This is a genomic window from Paraburkholderia caledonica NBRC 102488 (assembly GCF_000685095.1).
Taxonomy (GTDB): domain Bacteria; phylum Pseudomonadota; class Gammaproteobacteria; order Burkholderiales; family Burkholderiaceae; genus Paraburkholderia; species Paraburkholderia caledonica.
This window is the reverse complement of sequence record NZ_BAYE01000014.1, coordinates 42578-64629: the sequence shown is the minus strand read 5'-3', so window position 1 is coordinate 64629 and position 22052 is coordinate 42578. Positions and strand designations below refer to the sequence as shown.

At 64.2% G+C, this 22052-nt stretch carries 23 protein-coding genes; 13 read left to right on the top strand and 10 right to left on the bottom strand.

The genetic code is table 11. The annotated features are described in order from the left end of the window. Nucleotides 1-22: 22 nt before the first annotated feature. The 9 genes from BCA01S_RS24735 to BCA01S_RS35245 all read right to left on the bottom strand — a co-directional run bounded on the left by BCA01S_RS24735 (nt 23) and on the right by BCA01S_RS35245 (nt 7845). Nucleotides 23-1468, bottom strand: coding sequence for a helix-turn-helix transcriptional regulator (locus BCA01S_RS24735; RefSeq protein ID WP_027779223.1), 1446 nt, complete (start codon nt 1466-1468; stop codon nt 23-25). Nucleotides 1469-1681: 213 nt separating this feature from the next. Further along, on the bottom strand, nt 1682-2533 hold the full coding sequence (gene sctT / locus BCA01S_RS24730; protein ID WP_027779222.1) for a type III secretion system export apparatus subunit SctT: 852 nt from the start codon (nt 2531-2533) through the stop codon (nt 1682-1684). Further along, the gene (locus BCA01S_RS24725) at nt 2530-3024 is read right to left on the bottom strand and encodes a hypothetical protein (RefSeq protein WP_027779221.1); all 495 of its coding nucleotides are present in this window, start codon (nt 3022-3024) and stop codon (nt 2530-2532) included. Before BCA01S_RS24725 ends, sctT begins: the two co-directional genes overlap by 4 nt. After that, nucleotides 3021-4415 (bottom strand): type III secretion system ATPase SctN, encoded by a 1395-nt coding sequence (gene sctN, locus BCA01S_RS24720; RefSeq protein WP_027779220.1) that lies wholly within the window; start codon nt 4413-4415, stop codon nt 3021-3023. Before sctN ends, BCA01S_RS24725 begins: the two co-directional genes overlap by 4 nt. Then, nucleotides 4412-5191, bottom strand: a complete 780-nt coding sequence (gene sctL, locus BCA01S_RS24715; RefSeq protein ID WP_027779219.1) for a type III secretion system stator protein SctL — start codon at nt 5189-5191, stop codon at nt 4412-4414. Before sctL ends, sctN begins: the two co-directional genes overlap by 4 nt. Further along, nucleotides 5176-5967, bottom strand: coding sequence for a type III secretion protein HrpB4 (locus BCA01S_RS35250; RefSeq protein WP_052369498.1), 792 nt, complete (start codon nt 5965-5967; stop codon nt 5176-5178). The genes sctL and BCA01S_RS35250 overlap by 16 nt, the downstream gene beginning before the upstream one ends. After that, nucleotides 5964-6722, bottom strand: a complete 759-nt coding sequence (gene sctJ, locus BCA01S_RS24705) for a type III secretion system inner membrane ring lipoprotein SctJ (protein WP_110405879.1) — start codon at nt 6720-6722, stop codon at nt 5964-5966. The genes BCA01S_RS35250 and sctJ overlap by 4 nt, the downstream gene beginning before the upstream one ends. 59 nt (nt 6723-6781) lie before the next feature. Beyond that, nucleotides 6782-7174 carry a hypothetical protein gene (locus BCA01S_RS24700; RefSeq protein ID WP_027779217.1) on the bottom strand — a complete coding sequence of 131 codons (393 nt, stop codon included), beginning with the start codon at nt 7172-7174 and terminating at the stop codon, nt 6782-6784. A gap of 53 nt (nt 7175-7227) precedes the next feature. After that, nucleotides 7228-7845, bottom strand: coding sequence for an HrpB1 family type III secretion system apparatus protein (locus tag BCA01S_RS35245; protein ID WP_042319365.1), 618 nt, complete (start codon nt 7843-7845; stop codon nt 7228-7230). A gap of 321 nt (nt 7846-8166) precedes the next feature. Here BCA01S_RS35245 and sctU point away from each other — a divergent pair, with 321 nt between their 5' ends. The 12 genes from sctU (at nt 8167) to BCA01S_RS35230 (ending at nt 18795) form a co-directional block, all read left to right on the top strand. Further along, nucleotides 8167-9243, top strand: coding sequence for a type III secretion system export apparatus subunit SctU (gene sctU / locus BCA01S_RS24690; protein ID WP_027779216.1), 1077 nt, complete (start codon nt 8167-8169; stop codon nt 9241-9243). 39 nt (nt 9244-9282) lie between these two features. Continuing rightward, nucleotides 9283-11391 (top strand): type III secretion system export apparatus subunit SctV, encoded by a 2109-nt coding sequence (gene sctV / locus BCA01S_RS24685; protein WP_027779215.1) that lies wholly within the window; start codon nt 9283-9285, stop codon nt 11389-11391. 51 nt (nt 11392-11442) lie between these two features. Continuing rightward, nucleotides 11443-12072, top strand: a complete 630-nt coding sequence (gene sctP, locus BCA01S_RS35240) for a type III secretion system protein SctP (RefSeq protein WP_084166915.1) — start codon at nt 11443-11445, stop codon at nt 12070-12072. Nucleotides 12073-12113: 41 nt separating this feature from the next. Continuing rightward, complete coding sequence (gene sctQ / locus BCA01S_RS24675) at nt 12114-13382, top strand: type III secretion system cytoplasmic ring protein SctQ (RefSeq protein WP_042319320.1); 1269 nt, start codon at nt 12114-12116, stop codon at nt 13380-13382. Beyond that, nucleotides 13360-14028: a type III secretion system export apparatus subunit SctR gene (sctR, locus tag BCA01S_RS24670; RefSeq protein WP_027779213.1), complete on the top strand. Its 669-nt coding sequence runs from the start codon at nt 13360-13362 to the stop codon at nt 14026-14028. Before sctQ ends, sctR begins: the two co-directional genes overlap by 23 nt. A gap of 8 nt (nt 14029-14036) precedes the next feature. After that, entirely contained in the window at nt 14037-14300 is a 264-nt protein-coding gene (sctS, locus tag BCA01S_RS24665) for a type III secretion system export apparatus subunit SctS (RefSeq protein ID WP_020070023.1), read from the top strand. Further along, nucleotides 14297-15295, top strand: coding sequence for a hypothetical protein (locus BCA01S_RS24660; RefSeq protein WP_027779212.1), 999 nt, complete (start codon nt 14297-14299; stop codon nt 15293-15295). Before sctS ends, BCA01S_RS24660 begins: the two co-directional genes overlap by 4 nt. A 125-nt stretch (nt 15296-15420) precedes the next feature. Beyond that, nucleotides 15421-16692 carry a hypothetical protein gene (locus BCA01S_RS35235; protein ID WP_042319316.1) on the top strand — a complete coding sequence of 424 codons (1272 nt, stop codon included), beginning with the start codon at nt 15421-15423 and terminating at the stop codon, nt 16690-16692. Beyond that, complete coding sequence (locus BCA01S_RS24645) at nt 16676-16918, top strand: hypothetical protein (RefSeq protein ID WP_020070027.1); 243 nt, start codon at nt 16676-16678, stop codon at nt 16916-16918. Before BCA01S_RS35235 ends, BCA01S_RS24645 begins: the two co-directional genes overlap by 17 nt. Nucleotides 16919-17018: 100 nt before the next feature. Continuing rightward, entirely contained in the window at nt 17019-17273 is a 255-nt protein-coding gene (locus tag BCA01S_RS24640) for a hypothetical protein (protein ID WP_020070028.1), read from the top strand. 132 nt (nt 17274-17405) lie between these two features. Next, a complete protein-coding gene (locus BCA01S_RS24635; RefSeq protein WP_027779211.1) occupies nt 17406-17855 on the top strand; it encodes a CesT family type III secretion system chaperone in 450 nt (149 codons plus the stop codon). Nucleotides 17856-18039: 184 nt separating this feature from the next. Then, nucleotides 18040-18795: a response regulator transcription factor gene (locus BCA01S_RS35230; RefSeq protein WP_063831978.1), complete on the top strand. Its 756-nt coding sequence runs from the start codon at nt 18040-18042 to the stop codon at nt 18793-18795. An 85-nt stretch (nt 18796-18880) separates the two neighbouring features. Here the strand turns inward: BCA01S_RS35230 and BCA01S_RS24625 are convergent, their stop codons facing one another. After that, the gene (locus tag BCA01S_RS24625; protein ID WP_027779210.1) at nt 18881-19990 is read right to left on the bottom strand and encodes a TIGR03118 family protein; all 1110 of its coding nucleotides are present in this window, start codon (nt 19988-19990) and stop codon (nt 18881-18883) included. A gap of 263 nt (nt 19991-20253) precedes the next feature. Here BCA01S_RS24625 and BCA01S_RS36540 point away from each other — a divergent pair, with 263 nt between their 5' ends. After that, a complete protein-coding gene (locus tag BCA01S_RS36540; RefSeq protein ID WP_027779209.1) occupies nt 20254-21981 on the top strand; it encodes a hypothetical protein in 1728 nt (575 codons plus the stop codon). The last annotated feature ends 71 nt before the right edge of the window (nt 21982-22052 follow it).

Below are 22052 nucleotides of genomic sequence, written 5' to 3'. Positions count from 1 at the left end.
CGTGCAGGCGTGATGCACAATTTCAGCGATTGAGCGTGTCGGAAGGTGCTTCGTTGAATTGACGCCGATATCCGTTGACGAGGGTCGAGCGGTTACTCACACCCCACTTGCTGGCGGCTTCCAGAATGCCCCGCTCGCTGCCGCTCGCGGCTTGCAGTTCCGCGCGAATGCGCTGCATGCGTAACTGCCGGATGATTTCGCTCGGCGTCGAGCCGAGGCTGTTCTTGAAGGTGCTTTGCAACGCCCGATCGGTGACACCGATCTCCAGCGCGATCTCGCGTATCGACAGATCCTTGCGTTCGAGATTCGCGACGAGAAAGCGGTACGCGCGCCGGTATTTCGCCGGCAGGCGAGCCGCGATGTCGTCCAGTTGTTCCGGCGGACGCGCGGTGCGCTGCGTGTATTGCGCGAGCGCGCCGGCCTCGTCGCGCACGCAACGCAGCGCGTTGACCGCATAACGCGCGTAGAGCGTCAGCGACTCGCCGTTGCGGCCTTGCAAATGCCGCAGCTTTGCCAGCCCGTACAGATATTCCAGCTGACGATGCCCTTGCCAGCCGCGGCTCTCCGCACTGAGCAGATTGATGATCGACTCCGCGAGTTGCGGCACGCCGCCTGCGAGACTCGCGAGCATCATCTCGAGACGCGCTGCGCGCTGATACGCCGTCAATCCTTGCGTCGCGGCCCAGTTCAGATGCTCGTTGAGCGTGCGTTCCGCGTCGCGGCCGCCCTCGGCCAACGCATGCAATTGCTCGAGAAACTCAATGCGTCCGCGCAGCAGCGGCCCTTTAACGCCCGCTGCGGCACGACGCATCAGCGCGGCGGGCACCGACACCACCGAGCATTGCGCGTCGCCCGCGAACCCCGGTTGCCAGTAGCCGTGATCGGCAAGTTCGGCGTGCGAGCGCAGTTCGCTTTGCGTCGTCAGATCGAAACGCACGGTGTCGATCAGATCGTGCCAGCCGGCCACGTTGTGAAACTGCGCGGCGTCGCTGGTGAGGAGGTTCTCGAGCTCGTCGAGCGCGAGACCCGCTTCGCGCAAACGGCCGAGATCGAACAATACGCAGAAGGTGCCGAACAAACCTTCGAGACGCAGCGCAGCGTCGCCGCCAGTATCTTCGACTACGCGTGTGAAGCACGCCATCGCCGTACCGAGCCGATGACGGAACAACGCCTGCCAGCCCGCATTACGGCACGACGCTGCTCGCATCTGCGAGCGCGATGCGCGCATTTTCTTCTGTGCCTGACGAAACGATTCATCGGCGTCGAGTTCCATGCCGAACGTCATGTTCAGGTCGCCTTGCAATTGCAGCCATGCGGGCAGAATGTCTTCGTCGCACGATTCGACGTGGCGCGAGATCTGTGTCGATGCCGCCAGAATCCGGCCCCCGGCGATCATGTCGTAGAGACCCGCCGGCGCCGCCGACGACGCGAGAACGGATACGAGAGGAAAGTAAAAGGTTGAAAACATGGCTTGCTCCGTAACAGGTCTTCGAGCGGACGTCGCGGCATGAAATGCTTAGGCGTCTTGATTTTCTGCGCGCCGAACTTCGGCGGTATCGTCAGCGCCTTGCGACAACGGAGGTCAATTTAACAAAGCTGGATCCGCCAATTCTCAATAATCAGAGGGAAACGGTGATTATTAAAAATAGTTGAGAATTGGCATGTCGCCGCGAGCGCGGCTTTACCGCAGCGGCCGTGAAGGTACGGTGGCGGGCGCATCCGCAGATGCTTTCGTCTCGCCCCGAGCGAGCGCTTCGAGGCTGGTTTTCAACAGACGCAGGTCGAGCTGGTCGCGCACTTGCGTAACGAAGATGCCGGCGAACACGGCCATCATCAGCACCGCCACCGCGCCTTTTATCGGCTGGCTGAGCGCGCTGAGTTCGAGTTTCTGCGCCGATTTCGACGCGAGGTTCACGCCCATGTCGATCAGCAGCAGCACGAGCAGCATCGGCGCCGCAAGTTTGGCGACTGTTTGCATCAGCGTGTCGGTCTGGTGCATCACGAATGCATCGAGCACATTGACGGACGCTGGAATGGACGCCGTAACCGGCCACCACTTATACGACGCATACAACGCTTCCAGCAGAAACTGCATGCCGCCGAGCGACCAGAACGCGACCGTCGCGACCTGGCCAAGCAGCGTCGCTGAAGGCGTGGATTGCTGCGATAGCATCGGGTTCTGCAACTGCGCGCTGTTAAAGCCGGTGAGATTGTCCAGATAGCTGCCCGCGCCTTCCGCGACCCAGAATACCGTCGACGCCGCAAAGCCCATCACGATGCCGATAAAGGTTTCGCGCAGACCGATTGTCAGCAGAGTCAGGCCGGTGAGCGACGCGCCAAACGAATCCGGCTGCCCCGCCGCGATGAACATGCTGAAACTGAGAGCGACGCCGTTGCGCACGACGCCTTGCAGCACGCCGTCGGAGGTGGGCGGAAACAGTGTCATCAGGGCGAACAGTCGCAGCGAGCACACGCCCCACACCGCCAGATACTGCGAGAATTGCAAACCGTGTTCAAGCAGATACGCGTTCATTTGCGGCCCAGTCGCGCGAGCGCCATTTCTTCGGTTTCTTCGTCCTCGGCGTCGGCGGCAATGCCATCCAGCACCGCTTCAAGCTTTTTCACGCGCTGCTCGCACATGTCGATGCGACCGCGATTCTGCGCGATGTCACGACGCGCGGCGGCGATCTCTTCATCTTTCGCGGCGATTGCGGCGCGCGCTTCGTTCAACTCCGACTTCGCGTGCGCGAGCCGTTCCTCGACCGTCTCCGTATAACGGCGGATCGACGTGAAGTTGTCGATCGAGAACGGCTCGGCGCCGGTCATCGTCGCCGCGATGCGCTGACGATACATGCGCACCACGGCGTCGAGCTCCGCGTGCCGTTGCGCGGCCGCATCGGCTTGCGCGCAACACGCGGCGCGCTCGTTCTGGCGCTGGGCGAGCGCGCCACGCAAGGCTTCGTCCAACCGTTCGCGCCGCGCGCCTGACCGCTTGAGTGCCGTGATCTGCCGCTGCGCGCTCATACCGCCTGGCCTTGCGCGAGTTCGTGCAGCGCCGCTTCCGTTGCGGCGGGATCGGCGTAGGAGTCCGTCGCTTGCGAGAGAAACGCTTTCAGTGCGTCGATCTTTTCGATCGCTTCGTCCGCGAGCGCATTCGTGCCGGGCTGGTATTCGCCGATCTGCAACAGCATCTCCACCTCGCGGTGTTTCGCCAGCAGCTTGCGGAGCCGCGACGACGACGCCATGAATTCGCGGGAGACGACCTGCGGCATCACACGCGACAAACTACCGAGCACGTCGATGGCCGGATAGCGATTCTGCGCGGCGATCTCGCGCGACAGAATCAGATGGCCGTCGAGCACGCCGCGCACTTCCTCGGCAATCGGGTCGCTGCCGGAATCGTCCTCGGCGAGCACCGTGTAGAGCGCCGTGATCGAGCCCGTCTCGCCCATACCCGCGCGCTCCAGCAAGCGCGGCAGCTCGGCGAAGATCGACGGCGGAAAGCCGCGTCGCGCGGGGGGCTCGCCGGCCGCGAGCCCGATTTCCCGGCCGGCTCGCGCGAAACGCGTGAGCGAGTCCATCATCAGCAGCACCCGCTTGCCTTCGTCGCGAAAGTGTTCGGCGATGGCGGTCGCCACGTAAGCCGCCTTCGATCTCTCGATCGACGAACGGTCGGACGTCGCGCACACCACGACCGAGCGCGCCATGCCTTCGGGGCCGAGAATCAACTCGACGAATTCGCGCACCTCGCGGCCACGTTCGCCGATCAGCGCGATCACGTTGATGTCGCATTGCGCGCCGCGCGCGAGCATGCCGAGCAAAGTGCTTTTGCCGACGCCGGCCGGCGCGAAAATGCCCATGCGCTGACCTTCGGCGAGCGTCGTCATGGCGTCGATCACGCGCACGCCGGTTGCCATCGACGCCTCGATCATGCGGCGATTCATCGGGCTCGGCGGGTCCGCGAAAATGGGCCGGTAACGGTCGATGTCGATCGGCCCGAGTCCGTCGATCGGCTCGCCGAGCGCGTCGATCACGCGGCCGAGCAGTTTGTCGCCCACCTTGATCGACAGCGGCCGGCCGAGGCCGACCACCTGCGTCGAGCGCGACACATCGGACAGGCGCGAGAACGGCGAGACAAGCGCGTAGTCGCGCGTGAAGCCGATCACTTCACCGTGCTGCATCAGGCGGCCGCCGGGCACGCGCAATTCGCACAGTTCACCGAGCTTCAGATCGATGCCCGCGACCTTGATCAGCGTGCCGATCACTTCCACGACCTTGCCGACCTGGCGGACCGACACGCTCGCGAGAATTTCCCGTTCGATCGCGTCGCTCAGTTGCCGCAAACCCGCGCCGCCCAGCAGGCCGTCGTGCGTGGCCGCGGCTTTGTCGCCCGCATGTGTTTCGAGTTCGATCATGCGCTGTAACCCTCTTCAACCGGTAAGGCTTGTGCGGGCGCCGCAACGGATTCATCCACCGACGCCCGTAACGCGCGTTCGACCGCCGCGCGCAGCGTGCCCAGTTGCGTCGACAAACCGGCATCGACAATGCCGACATCGGACTCGCATGTGCAGCTGCCGGGCGCGAGCCGCTTGTCGCCGAGTACGCTCAACGCGACGGGACGGCCCAGTTCGCGCCAACGGCGCTCCAGATCGCCGAACGCCGCGCGCGCGGCGTCGAGATCGCCAGGATGCACGCTCACGCGCAGATAGGTCGAGCCTTCGACAATCCGGTCCACTGCACCCAGCGCCTGCGCGAACAACGCCTGTGCACCCTGCCCGCCGACAATCTGCTCGACCGCCAGCATCACGATTTCGGCCATGCGCTTGCTGAGTTGACGCTGTAGACGGTGAGCGTCGTTGCTGACATTCGCGACCTGCTCGAGCCAGTCGGCGAGTCCTTGCGCCATGCCGTCGCGATAACCCGCCTCGGCCGCGTCGGCGCGTTCCCGCGCCGCTTCGGCCACGAGCGCGGCGGCTTCCTCGCGTGCGGCCTGTAATAGCTGCTCGCGCTCAACGTGCGCGGCGGCGAGAATCGCCTGGCGCTCCGCTTCGGCGCGCCCATAGACATCGTCGACGCTCGCCAGCATGCCGAACGTCTCACGCGCGACGATGTCCTCGTTCACGCCATAACGTGTCTCGCCGAGCGCGTCGGCCGCATGCGCGATACGTGGATGACTCAGCCAGATAACCATCGATACTCCGGCATAAACTCCGCAAGCCGCGCGTGCAGGACACCCGTTCCGCTTTCGTCGAGCGCGGCGGGCACGGCGCCCAGCCACGCAGCGTGCCGGGCGTCGTACGGCAATGCGAAGCGCAGCAGCGCACAGGGCACGTCGCCGGCTTGCGGCTCGCGCGCAAGCAATGTGTAGCCCTCCAGGGCGAGTTGCGCATGTTCGAGCGACTCCAGCGACGGCACCGCCGCCGCGCCCAGCACGCGCGTCAGATCGGGCGCGGCAAGCGTGTCCGCAGCGGTCGAGCCGGTAATGCGGTCGAGCGGACATCCGGCCCATTGCGCGAGCCGCACACGCGTGTTTCTATCGATCAGACGACGCACCTGCGCGCGCCGCAGCAGCAGCGCGCGGATGCACAGCGCGGCAAGACCTTGCTCGATCGGCAGTGCATCGAGCCGCGCCGCCGGCACGCCGATAAGCCGTTCGAGCGAGGGCGGCGCGAACGGCAACGCGCGCATCAGCGCAAGCGAAACGCCTTCGCACGGACCGTGTCGCAGACGTTCACGCAACGCAAGCGCGGCGGCTTCGCCAAGACCCGATGCGCGCGCCAGCCAGGAACCGTGGACCCAGCGAATCGCCGTGCGGACGTTGTGCTCATAGCTCGCAAACATGCTCGCCAGATGATCGGCATTCGGCCCGAGGCGGACGTGCCCGCGATGGCCGCCATGCAATAAGCCAGCGCGGGGCGCGAGATGGGAGGCGACGTGGGAAGCGACATAGGAAGCCGGCATGTTCATGCGGAGCGCCGATCCTTGCGGCCGAGTCGCTGCGACAAAGCACCGGCCAAATTCGACAGCGGCCCGAAGCGCCGCTGCAACGCGTCGCGGAACGCGAAGCCGAGCGCGAGGCCCACCAGCACGACTACGAGCAGCCCCGTAGCAACCCACGGCCACACCGAACCATGCGCGTCGCTGCGGCGGCTCAGATCGACCTGATCGGCTGCCACGCCGGTCACGCTGACCTGTTCGTACGACAAGCCTTCCACACTATGCACGACCAGATTCTTGATCTGCGGCACAAGCGAGTTGAGCGCGAGACCCGGCCGGTACTTGATGAACACCGACGCCGACGACGGCTTCACTTGCTGCGCGAGCGGATCGTTGTTCGGAATCACGATCTGCACGCGCGCCACCAGTACGCCGTCGATCCGGGACAAGGTGCCCGACAGTTCCTGCGATAAGCCGTAAATGAACCGCACGCGCTCTTCGGTCGGCGTGGAAACCAGACCGTCCTTCTTGAACAGATTGCCCAGATCGTCGAACTTGCTGTGCGGCAAGCCGTTGTCGCGCAGTACTTCCATTGCGCGAACCATGTCGTCGTCGCTTACCTGCAGTGAGTAGGTCTTGCCGCCGTCCGCCGTGGTCTTCTCCGCGCTCACGCCGCGCTCCAGAAGCGCGACCGTCATTTCGTTCACGTCCTGCTCGCTCAGATTGCCGTACAACTCCTTCTTGCAACCCGCGAGCAACGCACATGCAACGCACACTACGACCATCGCCGCGCGGCGCCAGCGCGCGTGCTGCCATGGTCCGAATGCTTCAGCCGTGAACATGGTCATTGGTTCTTCATCAAGGTTTCCGCCGACGACTTGGACGACGTCACCACGGCCATCTTCGCCTGAAAGTCGAACTGCACCATCGACAGATTCAGCGCGACTTCGGATGCTTTAGCGATTGCCTCCGTTGGCGCCATTGAACTGGATTGCTGGCCGAACTGCGCGACTTCCTTGAGCGCGGCTTCCATCTGGCCGTCCTCGTGCGAGATCGCTTCGACGAGCTTGTCGTTTGCGGCATGCGCGCCGCCTCGATCCGGCGCGACGCGCTCCTGCTGCATCAACGCCTGGAATTTCGCGGCCGAGTCGGCGCCGGGCGTCTCGGCGCCATTGCCGGTCTTGAACGCTTCCGAAATCGCCTTGGCAACCGAGTCGTTGGTGATGGACAGGCTCATGTGAATACTCCCGGCGTGACTGTGAACGAAGTGAAACGACGCGCGCGCCGCAATCAGGCGCGCAGAAAACCCATCTGCTGGAATTGCGCGGCATTCTCGCGCGCAGGCTGCGCGGCCGACCCGGCGTGTTCGGCGGCGGCTTTGGCTTCCTGCTCCTCGGCCAGCTCGCGATACGACTGCGGCAACACAAACTCACCGCCGCGATAGCTCGCGCGCGCGGCCAGCAGGTCTGCGCGCACTTCCAGCGCGCGAATCAGCGAACGCGTTTCGGGCGTCGTGTCGCCGGCAAGCGCTTCATCGGCCCATTGACGCCAGTTCGGATCGCCCTTCGACGCGAGGCAGTAAGCGAACATCGCCTTCGCGTACGAAAAGGACGGCGCCGCGTGAATCACCTCGCGCAGCACCTGAACTGCGTCGTCCCAACGGCCATGCACGATGTACAGCACGCCTTGCAACGACTCGATCTCGCTCACTTTCGGACGCAGCGCGCGCAACGCATCCAGCACGAGTTCGATGTCGGTCGTATCGCCGCGCACCGTCGGGAAATGGCTGAAGAGCCCGACCGACACCGTTTCGATGAGCGCGGAAATCACGTCCTGACTGCACTTCAGATAGTCGGCCTGGCTGACCGACTGAGAGAGCTGGGCCGACTTGGGCTGGTTTGCGAGCATGGTGTTTGACTCCGTGTGTTCGGTGATGCTTCCAGTGAGCGAAAGGTAGCAGCGCAAAACGCGGCGGCTCACGCCGCGAGCGAAGCGATCAGCAGCATTGCGAAACGGCGCTCGATACAGGCACAACGCGGGCGCAACGCGGGCGCAACACCGGGCACGACAAGGGCCGCTCACACGGCGGTCGCTTCGCGCGCCGATGTCCTGCTTCGTATCGCGCCAATAGCGCGAGACATGTGCTGCATAGAATCGAGCCGCGCTATGGCTGCATGAACACGCCGTACGTTCGGGCTCGCCCCGCCTCCCCTCCACTGGACCTCTGCGATGAGCGACGACAAGACCGAAGAGCCAACCGAAAAGAAGCTGCGCAAGGCGCGAGAGGAAGGCGACGTCGCGAAAAGCGCCGACGTCGCGGACGGCGTGATTCTCGCGGCCGGCGTACTGATGCTCGCGGCAGCAGGCGATTCGATGGTCGACGCAATGCGCGCGGGCCTGCAAGACGCGCTCCGCTTCGTGAGCGGGCCGCGCGACATGGATACGCTGTACGTGACGTTGCACGTCATCGGCTCACACGTGACCGGCGCGATTTTGCCGAGCATCGGCGCGGCGGTGCTCGCCGCGATCGTCGCAGTAGGCGCGCAGGTGGGCGTGGTGATTTCGATGAAGGCCGTGTCGTTCAAGTTCGACGCAATCAGTCCCGCCGCCGGCGTGAAAAAGATCTTCTCGCTGAAATCGCTGCTCGAATTGCTGAAGATGGTCGTCAAGGGCGCGGTACTCATGATCGTCATGTGGAAAACGATCGAAGGTTTGCTGCCGCTCGTGATCGGCTCGCTGTTTCAGTCGGTGCCGCAACTGTCGCGGCTCGCGAGCGGGCTGATGCTCAAGATTCTCGGCACCGCCGCTGCGCTGTTCGTGATGTTCGGCGGCGTCGACTTCAAGCTGCAAAAGTTTCTCTACATTCGCGGCAAGAAAATGAGCAAGGACGAGATCAAGCGCGAATTCAAGCAGGACGAAGGCGACCCTGTGATCAAAGGCGAACGCAAGCGGCTCGCGCGCGAACTCGCAACCTCCGCGCCGCCGCGCAAGGTGTCTGCCGCCAGCATCATGGTGGTGAATCCAACGCACTACGCCGTCGCAGTGCGCTACGCGCCCGACGAATTTCCGCTGCCGGTCGTGATCGCGAAGGGTATGGACGAAGCCGCGGCGCAATTGCGCCGCGAGGCGCAGATTTACAACGTGCCGATTATCGGCAATCCACCGGTTGCGCGCGCGCTTTACAAGGTTGAGATCGACGAGCCGATTCCCGACGAACTGTTCGAAGCCGTCGCGGCGATCCTGCGTTGGGTTGACTCGATCGGTCTCGCGAAGCAAAACCAGAGTATGCAGACACCCGCCGCGTAAGCACTGTTCGCGGCTCTTGCTGGACTCACCACATTCACCATGCTCAAGACGCTAAAATTTCCTGTGGGCGGCGAGATCGGGATGCTGTTCCTGATCATTGCAATCCTCTCGCTGATGATTCTGCCGCTGCCGACCTTCATGATCGACATTCTGGTCGGACTCAATATCGCGGCGAGCGTAACGCTGCTGATGATCACGCTCTACGTGCCGAGCGTGGTGTCGCTGTCCGCGTTCCCGTCGCTGCTTCTTTTCACCACGTTGTACCGCCTTTCGTTGAGCATTGCATCGACCAAATCCATACTGCTGCACGCGGAGGCGGGCGAAATCATCGACAGCTTCGGCAAGCTCGTGGTGGGCGGCAACCTGGTGGTGGGCATGGTCGTGTTCATCATCATCACGCTGGTGCAGTTCATCGTGATCGCCAAGGGCTCGGAACGCGTCGCCGAAGTGGGCGCGCGGTTCACTCTCGACGCGATGCCCGGCAAGCAGATGAGCATCGACGCCGATCTGCGCGCCAATCTGCTGACCTCCGACGAAGCGCGCCACAAGCGCGCGACGCTCGCGCTCGAAAGTGCGCTGCACGGCGGCATGGACGGCGCGATGAAGTTCGTCAAGGGCGACGCCGTGGCAGGACTCATCATCACTGTCATCAACATCGTGGCGGGACTCGCGGTGGGCGTCGCGTATCACGGCATGACGGCGGCGGAAGCGGCGAACCGCTTCTCGATTCTGTCGGTCGGCGACGCGATGGTCGCGCAGGTGCCGGCGCTGCTGCTCTCCGTCGCGGCCGGCGTGATGATCACGCGCGTCGCCGACGATCGCGATGAAACGCAACGCTCGCTCGGCGCTGACATTGGCCGGCAGTTGATCACGAGCCCGCCCGCACTGTTTTTCGCGGCGGTGCTGTTGCTCGCATTCGCTGCGGTGCCGGGCTTGCCGTGGCTGCTGTTCATCCTGTTGTCCGGCGTGCTGGCGTTCGCCGCATACCGGTTGCAAAAGAGCAAGCCGTCGCGCCAGTTGCACGACGGCGAATCCGTGCGCTCCATGCAGCGTGTCGGCGCGAAAATCGAAACGCCCGCCATCGCGATGCATCCGCCCGCGTTCACCTGCGCGCTCGGCGTGCGGATCGCGCCGGATCTGGTCGCGCGTCTGAGTCTCGCGGGACTCAACACGTCGTTCGAAGCGGAGCGTGAGGTATTGCAGGAAGAGTTGGGATTGCCGTTTCCCGGCATCACGATGTGGACGTCCGATCGCCTCGCCGCGTCCACGTGCGAGTTCCTGATGCACGATGTGCCTTATCTGACCGTAGAGATTCCGCCTGGAAAAGTGGTGTTGCCGACGCTGCCGCTCGCGCTCGCGCGTGAGGCGAGCGGCATTGGCGAAGACCGGCCGGGCGACGCCGAATTGCGCGCGCTTGCACCCAATTGCGAGCAACGAGCGCCGCTCGACGGCAGCAGTCAGCCGAGTTACTGGCACGACGAAAAGGGCTTGCCCGCAAAGACCGAAGCGTGGCGCGCGGAACAGGTGATCGCGCATGTTTCGGTGCGGCTCTTGCGGCGGCACGCGTCGCTGTTTCTCGGCGTGCAGGAAGTGCAGTGGATTCAGGAGCAACTCGGCATCGACTATCCGGGTCTGCTCGCGGAAGTGCAAAAGGTGCTGCCGCCGCAGCGTATCGCCGACGTGCTGCGCCGTCTACTCGAAGAACAGATTCCGATCCGCAACGTTCGCAACATCATGGAAAGCCTGATCGCGTGGGGGCCGAAAGAGAAGGACATGCTGATGCTGACCGAGTATGTGCGCGGCGACCTCGCGCGCTTTCTCGCTCATCGCGCGACCCAGGGCGCGAAGGTGCTGCCCGCCGTGCTGCTCGACGGGCCGGTCGAGCAGCATATCCGCCAGGCAATCAAGCAGACTCCGACCGGCAACTACCTCGCGCTGCCGCCCGACGAAGTGACCTTTCTGCTCGACAGCATCGAAGCGTACGCAGGAACGATTGCGCGCGACGACATCGCGCTCGTCACGTCGATGGATATTCGCCGCTATGTGAGGCGCATGCTCGAAGGCAAGCTCGACTGGCTCAACGTGTATTCGTACCAGGAGCTTGGCGGGCTCGTAGAATTGCAGCCGATCGGCCGCGTGACGGCATGACGGCGTGATGGCTGGACGCTGTTACGCCGTCACGGTATGAGGGCATCCTGAATGTCGACATTATCACGCTCCATGCGACGCCCCGCGCGCATCATCGCACCGGATTCGACGGAATCGAGCGGCGCGTCCGGCCCGGGTTTCGCGCCGGGGTCCGCTACCTCGGGCGAGCGCGCACGGCGCGCGCGCGGCTTCGACTATGCGGCGCTGGTTCGACGCGAGAGCGATCCGGAACACGGCACGCTTGCCGACAGTAACGCGAATCCGTTCGCACTCGAAGACGAAGAACGCGACGCCGATCAGCACCGCGCACCGGATCGGACGACCGTCGCGGGCCGCGTTGGCGCCGGCAGCGCCCCCGTGATCGAAGCGGTCTACATGCAGCAGCAAGGCTTTATCGAACTGGCGGCTTCGATCGCGCGCGAGGTCGCGCGGCTCTCCGCAAATCGCTTCGTCGCCGAATCGGGCAGTTGGGATCTGACGATGCGGCTCGATCCCAACCTGCTCGCCGACACCGTGCTCAACCTGACGCTTTCGCCCGCCGGCCTGTCGCTTCGCTTCGACGTGCAGGACGCCCAGGCAAAGCAATTACTCTTATTACATAGCGGCATGCTCGAACGGCAACTGAAGGCGCTGCTCGACAGCTGGAGCGAACCGCGTTCGCTGACGCTGACCATCTGGTAATTCCCGCCCTCCCTACTCATGGCTCGACGCTGACCTCCGCAATGCTCGAAACCCGGCCTCGCTCTCTCGCCGGCCTACTGCCGGCCATCCAGCCCGCCGACGCCTGCGCCGCGCGCCTGCTGTGCGACGCGCGCAACGTCGACGCATTGCGCCGGCTCGGCCGGCTCGATGCCGTGCATGTCTCGCACGTGGATGCGCACGACGCCGCGAGCGCCGAGCCGTTAGAGGATGCCGGCCGTATCGTCCTTGCACATCTGTCGGGGCAACTTTCGCTTCATGTCGATCTCGCGCGTTACCCGTCGCTGCAGATACTTGCCACACCCGCCGAGGTGGACCACAGCGGCGCGCAGCAGAGCCTGCGCAATGCGATTGCGAACGCGGTGCTTGCGCCGCTCGTCGACAGCTTCAATGCGAGCGGCGCGGGCACGTGGCGCGTGGCGTCCGTGCAGCGCGCGAAGGAATCGGCCACGTTCGAGTCCGACAACACAGCGCGTCTGCGCATCGCGCTGATGCGCGAGGGTGCCGCGTACGAAACGCTATTCGATATCGCACTGCCCACGCTCCGGCTGATCGAAACGCGGCTTGCTTCGTTCGACGGGCAGCAGCGGCGCTGCGATCCGGACGCCTTCGCGACGCTCGGCGTACCGGGGCGCATCGCGCTCGGCGCGCGGCGTGTGTCGATCCGCGCGCTTCAAAAACTACGTCCCGGCGACGTGCTGTTACGCACGTTCAGCCGCGCGACCGTGCCTGGCTTGCGCGGCCACGGCCCCTTGCACCTGCGCGCCGCGTGGGGCACGCCGGGCCTACGCTGCATGCTGGCCACGGTCGCGCTCGACGGCGCCCTTCTCACCCTCAACGACGACCCCATCATGAGTGACGAAAACCTGCAGGTCGAAGGCGACGAGTTGCCGCGAATCGACTACGGCGACCCTCCGCTAGACGATGTTGCGCACGAAGCGGCCATCGTGACAGGCATCGAGGCGCCGACGAAGTCTGAAACGGAAGAGGAAGCGGAAGCGGAGGCCGAAGCCGAAGCGGAAGCCGCACCGTTCACCCCAACTTCGCCTCTGGACATCGGCGAACTCGATCTGCCGGTGCAGTTCGAGATCGACACGCTGGCGTTGCCGCTGTCGCAAGTCGCAGCGCTGCGGCGCGGTTACGTGATCGAGCTCGGCACGCCCGTGACCGACGCCCGGATCAAACTCGTCGCGCACGGTCAGACGATCGGCCACGGCGAACTGGTAAGCGTGGGCGAACACTTTGGAATCCGCATCACGGGGATGGCCTATGCCAGCGACACAGACCGGTGACATCACCGGATTGCTGATCGTCGTTCTGGCGATCAGCATCATTCCGTTCGTGGCGATGGTCGTCACCTCGTACATGAAGATCGTCGTCGTGCTCGGGCTCTTGCGCAACGCGCTCGGCGTCCAGCAGGTGCCGCCGAACATGGTGCTGAACGGCATCGCGATCATCGTCTCGGTCTACATCATGGCGCCGATCGCGTTCACCGCCGCCGGCGCGATGCAAGGCAGCAGCGGAGCGAACACGAGCGGCAGTACGGTCACGCAGACGGTGACGCAAGGCATCGCCGCCGCGCGCGAACCGTTTCGCAATTTTCTGAAGGCTCATGCGCAACCGCGCGAGCGGCAGTTCTTCCTGCGCTCGGCGAGCGCGATCTGGCCGAAGGAACAGGCGAAGGCGCTCAAAGACACCGACATCATCGTGCTCGCGCCCGCCTTCACGCTGACCGAACTCACGGATGCCTTCAAGATCGGCTTCCTGCTGTACATCGCGTTCATCGTGGTGGACCTGATCATCGCCAACGTGCTGATGGCAATGGGCCTGAGCCAGGTGCAACCGACCAGTGTCGCGATTCCGTTCAAGCTGCTGCTGTTCGTCGCGATGGACGGCTGGTCGACGCTCATTCACGGCCTTATTCTCGGCTATCGCTAGGAGTTCTCATGAACATCGACGCGTTGATCGGCCTCGCGACGCAGGGGCTTCTGCTGTGTCTTTACGTGTCGCTGCCGATCGTGGTGATCGCAGCCGGCGTCGGCCTCGTCGTTTCATTCCTGCAGGCCGTCACTTCGCTGCAGGATCAGACGCTGTCATTCGGCGTCAAACTGGTGGCAGTCGTCGTGGCGCTCGTCGTGGCCGCGCCCATTTCGGCCGCCGCCGTGCTGCGCTTCGCCAACCAGGTGTTGCAGGCCGCGACCTCGCAATGACGACGGTCTCCGCCCAGACGCGCGCGGCGCAAGCCGGCGCGTCCACCGAAACGTCAGCAGCGAACCGCGCGAACCACGACGCATCGCATACACAGGCCGTGCGCTTTTCTGCCGTCTACAAGAACAACGTGACGTTTGCACACGCGCATCACTCGCATCATCTTGCGCAAGCGAACAGCGCGAAGGCGCGCCAACTTGCTGCCGCGTTGCGCAAGCGTCAGGCGGCCGCGCGAGCCGCAGGCAAACGCTTCGCGCCGTCGCAACGCGCTGCGTCGACTGCACACGGTGCGCCCAAAGGCGCTCACGCAACCAGCGCAAAAACGGCGCGGAGCAAGGTGCAAGCCGATCGCGTCACACGCGACGGCGGCCGGCAAGGCGGCGGCGGTGGCGGCGGCCAGCCGCAGCAGGAAAGCGGCCAACAGAACGGCAAGCAACGCGACAATCAGCACGATCATGATCATGATCAGGACAGCACGCCTGGCGGCGTCTTTGCAGCCACTGCCGTTGGAGGCGTCAGCGCGGTCGCACCGCCGCGCTCGGGTGCCGCGCGCGGCGGCGAAATACGCGCGGCCATCGGCGAAGCGCTGCTGAAGTTGCGCGACGGCATCGCGGCCGGAAACGTGCCGTCAGCCGATCGCGCGTTGCAGTCGCTGATGCAGCGCATCCACATGTTGCGCGCCGCCGAAGGCGCGCTTGCGCCGAGCACGTCGGCGGCGAGGCGCGAACTGCTCACTACAGTTTCACAGCGTCTCGCGCAAACGGCACTGGACGCAACGGGCGCGGCCGGCTCAGCGCAACAGCTCGATGCGCGAGCCGCGCTGCGCACCGCCAGATCGACCGGAGGTCTTGCGCAGCGCGTGAATCTGCTGGCGAATCTCGTCCTGCTCGTGCTTGAACGCCCGAACACCCCGGATCAGGCCGAGCGCGGGCGTCATCTGAACGCGGCCCTGCTCGGTGCGATCGAAGCGCGGCTGCGCGCCGCGTCGCGTGCCTGAGTGGCGTTTCGTGCGGCCGTGGACGGCTTCGCAAACACGGGCACGCTGCACGCGGATATCGCTAATCTGGATTGCGTGGTGTGTCGATCCGATGCGCCGAACGATCTTCGCGTAAGTCTGAAACCATGAAACTGCTGCGCATCCTGACAGGTAACCATGCCGGCGCGGAAGCCCGCCTCAGCACGGGCGCTCACCGGGTCCACTCCGACGACGATGCCGACATCCGCATCACCGACTGGAGCGGCGCGGCAGTCGTGCTGAACGTCGACGAAACCGATGTAGTGACGGTTACGCGTATCGAGCCCGCGCCAGTCAAGGCAGTAGCCGCAAGCAACTCAGCCGACTCCGCCGCCGCTCACACCGACGAAGCCGCGCACCCGGATGCGCTCGACCCCGGCGTCGTGCTGATGACCGACTTCGTGCCGATGCAGTTCGACCAGACGGTTCTATGCATCGGCCCCGACGACGCCGTGTGGCCGAGCGATCTCGCCCTCCTCTCGACGCTGCTGGTCAAGCCCGAAAGCGCCGACGATCCCGCAAACGAAACCGCCGCCGGAAGCGGTCAATGGATCATCAAGCGCAAGCTCGTGACAGCCGTGGGCGCCGCGTGCGTGATGCTGGCGATTGTGTCGGGCGTGGCGTCGATGGCATTGAGCACGCGGGCCAAGGCATCGTTGCCGCCGCCCGATGTCGCCGCCGCCGAACAGGCCAATCGCGATCTCGCGGGCGCGCGTCTGACCGACCTGCACGCGACGCTCGACGGTCACGGCGGCGTGCTCGTGACCGGGCTTGTCTCCAGTGCCGGCGACGATCTGGTCGCGCAGCGTCTGCTCGAACACATCCAGGGCGCGCGCGTGACCCGCCAATACGGCAACGCCGAGGACACGGCGCGCGGCATCAAGGAAGCGATCGGCATGGCGAACGTCGACGTGCATTACGCGGGCAAAGGCGTGTTCGCGATCACGGGTACGGGTGTCGACATCGACGGCGTGCAGCAGGCCGTACAGCGCGTACGGGCGGATCTCGACGCCAACGTGAAGGAACTGCGCATCGACGCGACGGGCAGCGACGCGAGTCCCACCGCCGAGGCCGACGGCCAGTACACGACCGTGGTGTCGTCCGATCGCGTGCGCTATGCGCAGACACCGGATGGCGTGAAGCACATCTTCATCCTCGCCGACGACCCCGCCGCCCCACCCATGTCCGCGAGCGACGCCGCGGCGAACGGCGATGGCGATGGCGAACGAAGTCACGGACTGAGCGGCGCGGCGCCCGAAGCGGCCACGCAAGCAGGCACACAAGCGACCGCACAAGCCGCCTCGCAACCACCTCAATTGGCAGCCGTCCCGGCAGCCGGACCTACTGTCACGGAGAAATCTCATGTATCAGGCAATTGAACGTCATGCGGCGAAGTTCAACGATCTGCAAGGGCTCGTGCGCGCGCCCGATGCCGATGCGCAAGTCGCCGTGTTGCGCCGCGCGCTCGAAGAAAGCGCGGAGGAACTGAATAGCCGCACCGACGGCTCGCCGGAAGACCGCAATGCACGCGCAAAGATCTATCGCGGGTTGCTCGCGGCGAGCCGGATCATCGCTCAACTGCGCGAAGACGCGCTCAATGGCTGAGTTTCGACGTAGCTGCGTCGAAACGTTTATCCCCGCACTACGCGGGATTCCGATGCCGCGGCCACTCCGGTCCGGCCGTTCATTTCAAGGAGTGTCAATCATGGGTTCAATCACGAGTGCAGCGAGTTCCCTCGGAGCAGGCGCAGGCACTGCGGCGCAAGCCACGGCGGCCGGCAAGGCTGAAGATCTGTCGTCGTCCGCCGGCACTGATTCCGCCGTCAACCAGATCAACGCCAACGCACAGGATCAACTGAAGATCGCGCAGGCTCAGTCGAACGCGAGCGTGCTGCAAGCCGTCGGCGAAGCGCTGAAGTCGGGCGCGTCGAGCCTGACGAAGGCCGCGCAGGCAAGCTGACGCCTGGCTGCGGACGCGCTTCACGCGCGTTGCAGCAAGCGGTTTCTGGCGCGTTCGCCCCGGCGACACGCGCCTTTTCAATTCCGGCGTCGAGCACGCCGGGTTTCAACATCAACCGGAGTCGGACACGCCGTGGACCTTGATTACTACACGCCGCTGATCGAAGATCTATGCACGACGGTCGGCCTTCCCGATGCCGGTCATGTGCTCGACACACGCTCGATCGAGGTCGAAGGTTTCGACGTCCGGCTCGATCATTTCGATAACGACACCGGTCTTTACATCGTGTTCGAGTTCGGAACAGTCGCGCCGGAACGCGTGCTCGGTGTTTACCGGCTGATGCTGGAAGCCAACCTGCTCGTCTATGCGCAGGACCAGGCGCAACTGGGTGTAGACAGCGACACCGGCAGCTCCGTGCTGGTCGTGCGTGCGGAACTGTCCCAACTGAACGGCGAAACGCTCGCCGACCTGCTCGCTCACTATGCGGAACACGGCCGCTACTGGCAGCAGAACATACTTCAAGCCACCGACGAGCAGTATCAGGCCGTCGCGTCAGGCGCCTTCATGTGGATTCGCGCTTAATGCGCATAGTTGCGCGCACGGAAGCCGCCACCCCACCGGCGTTTCGGCGATCGAAAAACAAAATGGAATAGGACTCGACTATCGCGTGTTGTGTGATCAGGAGCGTGAGACGAAAGCCGCGCCGCCAGAACGAAAAACACGTTTGGCGCGCGCCTCGGTCAGACATTCTCATCTTGGAACGATCATGCAAATCGCCTTGCTAACGCGCAACGACTCGACCTTTCGACGGATCAAGAATGCTTTCGAAGCGGACGGCATGCCCGACTGCGTTCGCTATACGGATGAACTCGGCCTGATTCGCTCACTCGAGCGCAGTCCGCCGGATCTCGTCATCATCGAATCGGAGACTGAGTTCTCCACTAGCAATCTCGTGCTCGCATGGCGGGCGTGTCATTTCAGACAGGACTTGCCGGTCATGATGATCGGCCAATGGTGGGACTCGGTAAGCATGACGAGCGCACTGCACGCGGGCGTCGACGAAATCGTCGTGGGCGAGTTTCGCCTCGAGGAAATAGTGGCGCGCGGCCGTCACGCGGTGGCGCGCCGGCGCGGCGAGCCCACGGCGCAGAGCATTATCACGCTCGGCTCTTCGACGCTGTACCGGGCGACACGCGAGTTCGTCACACTCGACAAACGCGTGCGGCTCACGGCGCGAGAATTCAGCATAGCGTGGCTGTTCTTTTCGCATCCGGGTGCGCTCATCACGCGCAAGGAACTGGCGCACGCGGTGTGGGGAAAGGAGCTCGATATTGCTGGGCGTTCGCTCGAACAGCACATCTACAAACTGCGCGCCAAACTGGAACTGGACGAACACAGCGGCCTCAAACTGCGCACCGTGTATTCGCTCGGCTACATGCTCGAACAGATAGAAGCGCCGCATCACCGCGATATCTGCACCACACGTGCGCCCCGCGCGCGAATGGCCGAAGCAGTGTCGTGACACTTGCCGGCCATTGCGTGTAACGCAGCAGAGAATACGGCCTTTTCGCGACCCGCAGCGCGGGTCGCCATCTCGACGTTCAGCGTCAGTTGGCCAGATCGATACGGCCATACACGCCCGCAACTTTCTTGTTCGGACCTGCAGCATAGAACAGCGTCGTTTTGGGCTGACTCAATACGCCGTTACCGAACGAGAGGCCCCACAGCCCGGTCTGCTGGAACGCCGTGCCGTCTTGCAGCGTGAGCTTGCCGAGCGGCTTGAGCGAGACTGGATCGAACGCGTTGATGTTGCCGTCGCCGAAATTGCCAATCAGAATGTCGTTGCTCAGCGTGCCGAAACCTGCGGGCGCCTGTGCGACCGCCCACGGCGCGTTGAGCACGCCACCCGCTGGAATCTGTTGCAGCAGGTTGCCGTTCAGATCGAATACGTCGACCACGCCGAGGCCCGCGCCCGTCACCTGAACCTTGCGGTCCGCGTCCTGCTGCGCATATGTCACGAAGATTTTCGAGCCGACCGCCTGAATGCCGAACGGAGCAAAACCCGCCGGTACAGATGGGTCCTTGAACGTGCCAGGCAGCGCGATTTTGTTGAACGCCGCATCGAACACATCGACCTTTGCGTTGTGAAAGTCGGTTGCGTACAGCAGATTGCGGCCGCCGTTGCTGGCGAGCGTCAGGCCTTTGTAGATGGCGCCTCCGGCGGCGTCGTCGAACGCGGTGACGGCTGCGGTCGGCAACACTTTCGGTGACCACGCGGCAATCGTGCCCGCTTCCGTCGCAAACATGAAGACGGCGTTGCTCTTCGCAGAGCCGTCCGGCGTCGCGATCATGAAGTCCGTGGCCGTGCCGTTGAAGACGATGCCGGTCGGCCCCGCCACGCCGTTGGTGCCCGGAGGAATCGTCACGATCAGCGATTGCGGCACGCCGTTGCCGTCGAACAGCACGGACTTTTGCGAGCCGTTGCCCGAGACCCATGCGGCGCCGGCCGGATTGAACGCGATGCCCCAGCCGTTCTTCAGATCGGGCGCAGTGTTGGGCGCGGCGATGCTGCCGTCGGACACTAGCACCATGGACTTGAATACGCTTGCGCTGGCCGTCTTGCCGTTGTCGACATGATCGCCGCCGCCACAGGCGGTGAGCGTCAATGCGGTAAGTAGAGCGGCTGCTGTCTCGAGTAACGCGGGTTTATATTTCATTTGAATCTACCGTCTGCAAGGTTGAGGGATGGGTTGCGACGAGGGCGGCCGGCCAGGAATCGTCGCATTGAAGAATAGAGTTCGAGTGAGCCGCGTTTGGCGGCGATGCCGAAGGTCTGCGCGGTTTGGCGAAGGAGTGCATTGCATCCGGGCGGGCCGCGCGCAGGTAGTTCGCTCGCGCACTTATGACTTCGCGCGACGGAGGGGCACTCATACGTTAGCGGCTACCGTTGTCTGCGTGAATGCGACCGGAGAGCCTCCAGATGATGCGTGTCAACGGAATGCCCGCAGCACCTGATTCAGCGACGCCAGCCGCGCAGGACGACAAGTCCGCGAGCGGCCCGACGCCGAACGCTTCGGCGCGCGCGCCGATTCCGGCGCAACTTGCTCCATACAAACCAAAGCGCGAACCCGTGCAGCCCGGTGCCTATCGCGATCAACTTCTGAAGGGGCCAATGGGCGTGATCGGCAAGCTCGCGTCGCCGCCCAAACCGCAGCCCGCAGTCGACGACATTCACAATTTCGTGCCGCCGAAGGGCAGCGCCGGCAAGGGCATGTTCAATGCGATCAGGCAAGCTTTGGGCAGTGGGCAGAAAGGCTTCACGCCGCTCAACCTGGCTTCCAGAAAACCGCTCACCGGCGTGCTCGGCGCGAATTCCCGCGCGGCTGGCGGCAGCTTCGTGTACGACGCCCACACCGCACACGAGATCCCCGGCATGATCGCGAGCGGCGCATCGGCCGTGGTCGCGCATCAAACCACCAAACGCTATGAGCAGAAGCTAGCGGCGATGCTGCGCGAAGATGTGCTTGCCTTCGACGCCTTGCCCCAACCCGCGCCGAAGGGCATTCCGACGAACGGTATTTCGTCGTCCCAGCAAGGCGGGGGCGCCGCGACCCACAATGAAACGCAAGCCCAAACGCAAGCGCCGACGGACGACTTTATCGCTACGACCGAACCTGTCCGCACGAACGCACCCGAATCAGCCGTACACAGAACCAACAGATATCTGCCGACCACACCGGAGAACATGATCGTCACGCGCCAGCACGGCGAATGGCAATACGACAAACCGAAATTGCTGCGTGCTGCGAACGATCCGGCTCATCCGCAGCATCAACGGGCGCGCGATGTGCTCACGACCATGTCCATCGCGGAAAATCAGGGCAAACGGCGCAGAGGCGCGCTATACGAGAGCGCGACGTCGGCCACGGCGGCGGCGGCCGGCGCGGTGCTCGCCGCAGGCACACATGGCGCGGCCACGCCGCTGATCGTCGCTGGGCAATCGCTCAATGCGGTGAAGGACGCGTTGGACATAAGGAAATTCGCGCTGGAAACGCGGCAGAACCTGCGCGACGAGAAAGCCGACGACGTACAGCGTCATGTCACGCAATTAGCCAGCAAGAGCGAGGCCTTCGACCACGCGCCGCTCGAAGCGCAAGCCGGCGTCTACGCGAATATGTACGACAACGCCCGCCGCAAAACGGCACAGCAGCACAATTTCGGTTACCGGCTGCCCGGCTCGTTGATCGACGATCGCAAGGCTGGCGTTTATAAAACGGCGGCAACCGATGTTGTGGGCGCGCACATCGCGGAGATCGCGCAGAAGGCAATGCGCCGTGCGCAGCCCGAGAAGCTCGGTCAGTTGCACGAGACCAGCAGCGAGCCGAACCTCACGCGGTCGGCGCGCGAAAAAGCTGCACTGGAAAAGATCGAAGACGATCCGCAATTGCGGGCCACGCTCACGCTGCTCACCGACGCCGGCATGCCGCGAGCCGACGCGGTCAAAGCGATGATGCGCCTCGCCGCCGACGCGTTGAAACCCGCCGGAGAGAAAGCGGCTGAAGCACAAGCGCAAGACCCGAGTGTGATGTCCAATGATGAAAAGCTCGAGAAGATCGCGGGCATGATCGGCGAGCCGGGTCTTAAACCGGCTGACGCCGCGAAGGAGTCGAAGGATGCGATCAAGGGCGCGTTGCGGCTGCGCTCATAGGGCGTCGGCGGGAACGGATGTGAGGGTGTTCGGGCATCTTTGAGAACTCTGGGCGTGCTCACACACGACAT

Coding starts and splice junctions, on each gene's coding strand:
- BCA01S_RS24735 (WP_027779223.1), bottom strand. CDS start 1,468: ATGTTTTCAACCTTTTACTTTCCTCTCGTATCCGTTCTCGCGTCGTCG.
- sctT (WP_027779222.1), bottom strand. CDS start 2,533: ATGAACGCGTATCTGCTTGAACACGGTTTGCAATTCTCGCAGTATCTG.
- BCA01S_RS24725 (WP_027779221.1), bottom strand. CDS start 3,024: ATGAGCGCGCAGCGGCAGATCACGGCACTCAAGCGGTCAGGCGCGCGG.
- sctN (WP_027779220.1), bottom strand. CDS start 4,415: ATGATCGAACTCGAAACACATGCGGGCGACAAAGCCGCGGCCACGCAC.
- sctL (WP_027779219.1), bottom strand. CDS start 5,191: ATGGTTATCTGGCTGAGTCATCCACGTATCGCGCATGCGGCCGACGCG.
- BCA01S_RS35250 (WP_052369498.1), bottom strand. CDS start 5,967: ATGAACATGCCGGCTTCCTATGTCGCTTCCCACGTCGCCTCCCATCTC.
- sctJ (WP_110405879.1), bottom strand. CDS start 6,722: ATGGTCGTAGTGTGCGTTGCATGTGCGTTGCTCGCGGGTTGCAAGAAG.
- BCA01S_RS24700 (WP_027779217.1), bottom strand. CDS start 7,174: ATGAGCCTGTCCATCACCAACGACTCGGTTGCCAAGGCGATTTCGGAA.
- BCA01S_RS35245 (WP_042319365.1), bottom strand. CDS start 7,845: ATGCTCGCAAACCAGCCCAAGTCGGCCCAGCTCTCTCAGTCGGTCAGC.
- sctU (WP_027779216.1), top strand. CDS start 8,167: ATGAGCGACGACAAGACCGAAGAGCCAACCGAAAAGAAGCTGCGCAAG.
- sctV (WP_027779215.1), top strand. CDS start 9,283: ATGCTCAAGACGCTAAAATTTCCTGTGGGCGGCGAGATCGGGATGCTG.
- sctP (WP_084166915.1), top strand. CDS start 11,443: ATGTCGACATTATCACGCTCCATGCGACGCCCCGCGCGCATCATCGCA.
- sctQ (WP_042319320.1), top strand. CDS start 12,114: ATGCTCGAAACCCGGCCTCGCTCTCTCGCCGGCCTACTGCCGGCCATC.
- sctR (WP_027779213.1), top strand. CDS start 13,360: ATGCCAGCGACACAGACCGGTGACATCACCGGATTGCTGATCGTCGTT.
- sctS (WP_020070023.1), top strand. CDS start 14,037: ATGAACATCGACGCGTTGATCGGCCTCGCGACGCAGGGGCTTCTGCTG.
- BCA01S_RS24660 (WP_027779212.1), top strand. CDS start 14,297: ATGACGACGGTCTCCGCCCAGACGCGCGCGGCGCAAGCCGGCGCGTCC.
- BCA01S_RS35235 (WP_042319316.1), top strand. CDS start 15,421: ATGAAACTGCTGCGCATCCTGACAGGTAACCATGCCGGCGCGGAAGCC.
- BCA01S_RS24645 (WP_020070027.1), top strand. CDS start 16,676: ATGTATCAGGCAATTGAACGTCATGCGGCGAAGTTCAACGATCTGCAA.
- BCA01S_RS24640 (WP_020070028.1), top strand. CDS start 17,019: ATGGGTTCAATCACGAGTGCAGCGAGTTCCCTCGGAGCAGGCGCAGGC.
- BCA01S_RS35230 (WP_063831978.1), top strand. CDS start 18,040: ATGCAAATCGCCTTGCTAACGCGCAACGACTCGACCTTTCGACGGATC.
- BCA01S_RS24625 (WP_027779210.1), bottom strand. CDS start 19,990: ATGAAATATAAACCCGCGTTACTCGAGACAGCAGCCGCTCTACTTACC.
- BCA01S_RS36540 (WP_027779209.1), top strand. CDS start 20,254: ATGATGCGTGTCAACGGAATGCCCGCAGCACCTGATTCAGCGACGCCA.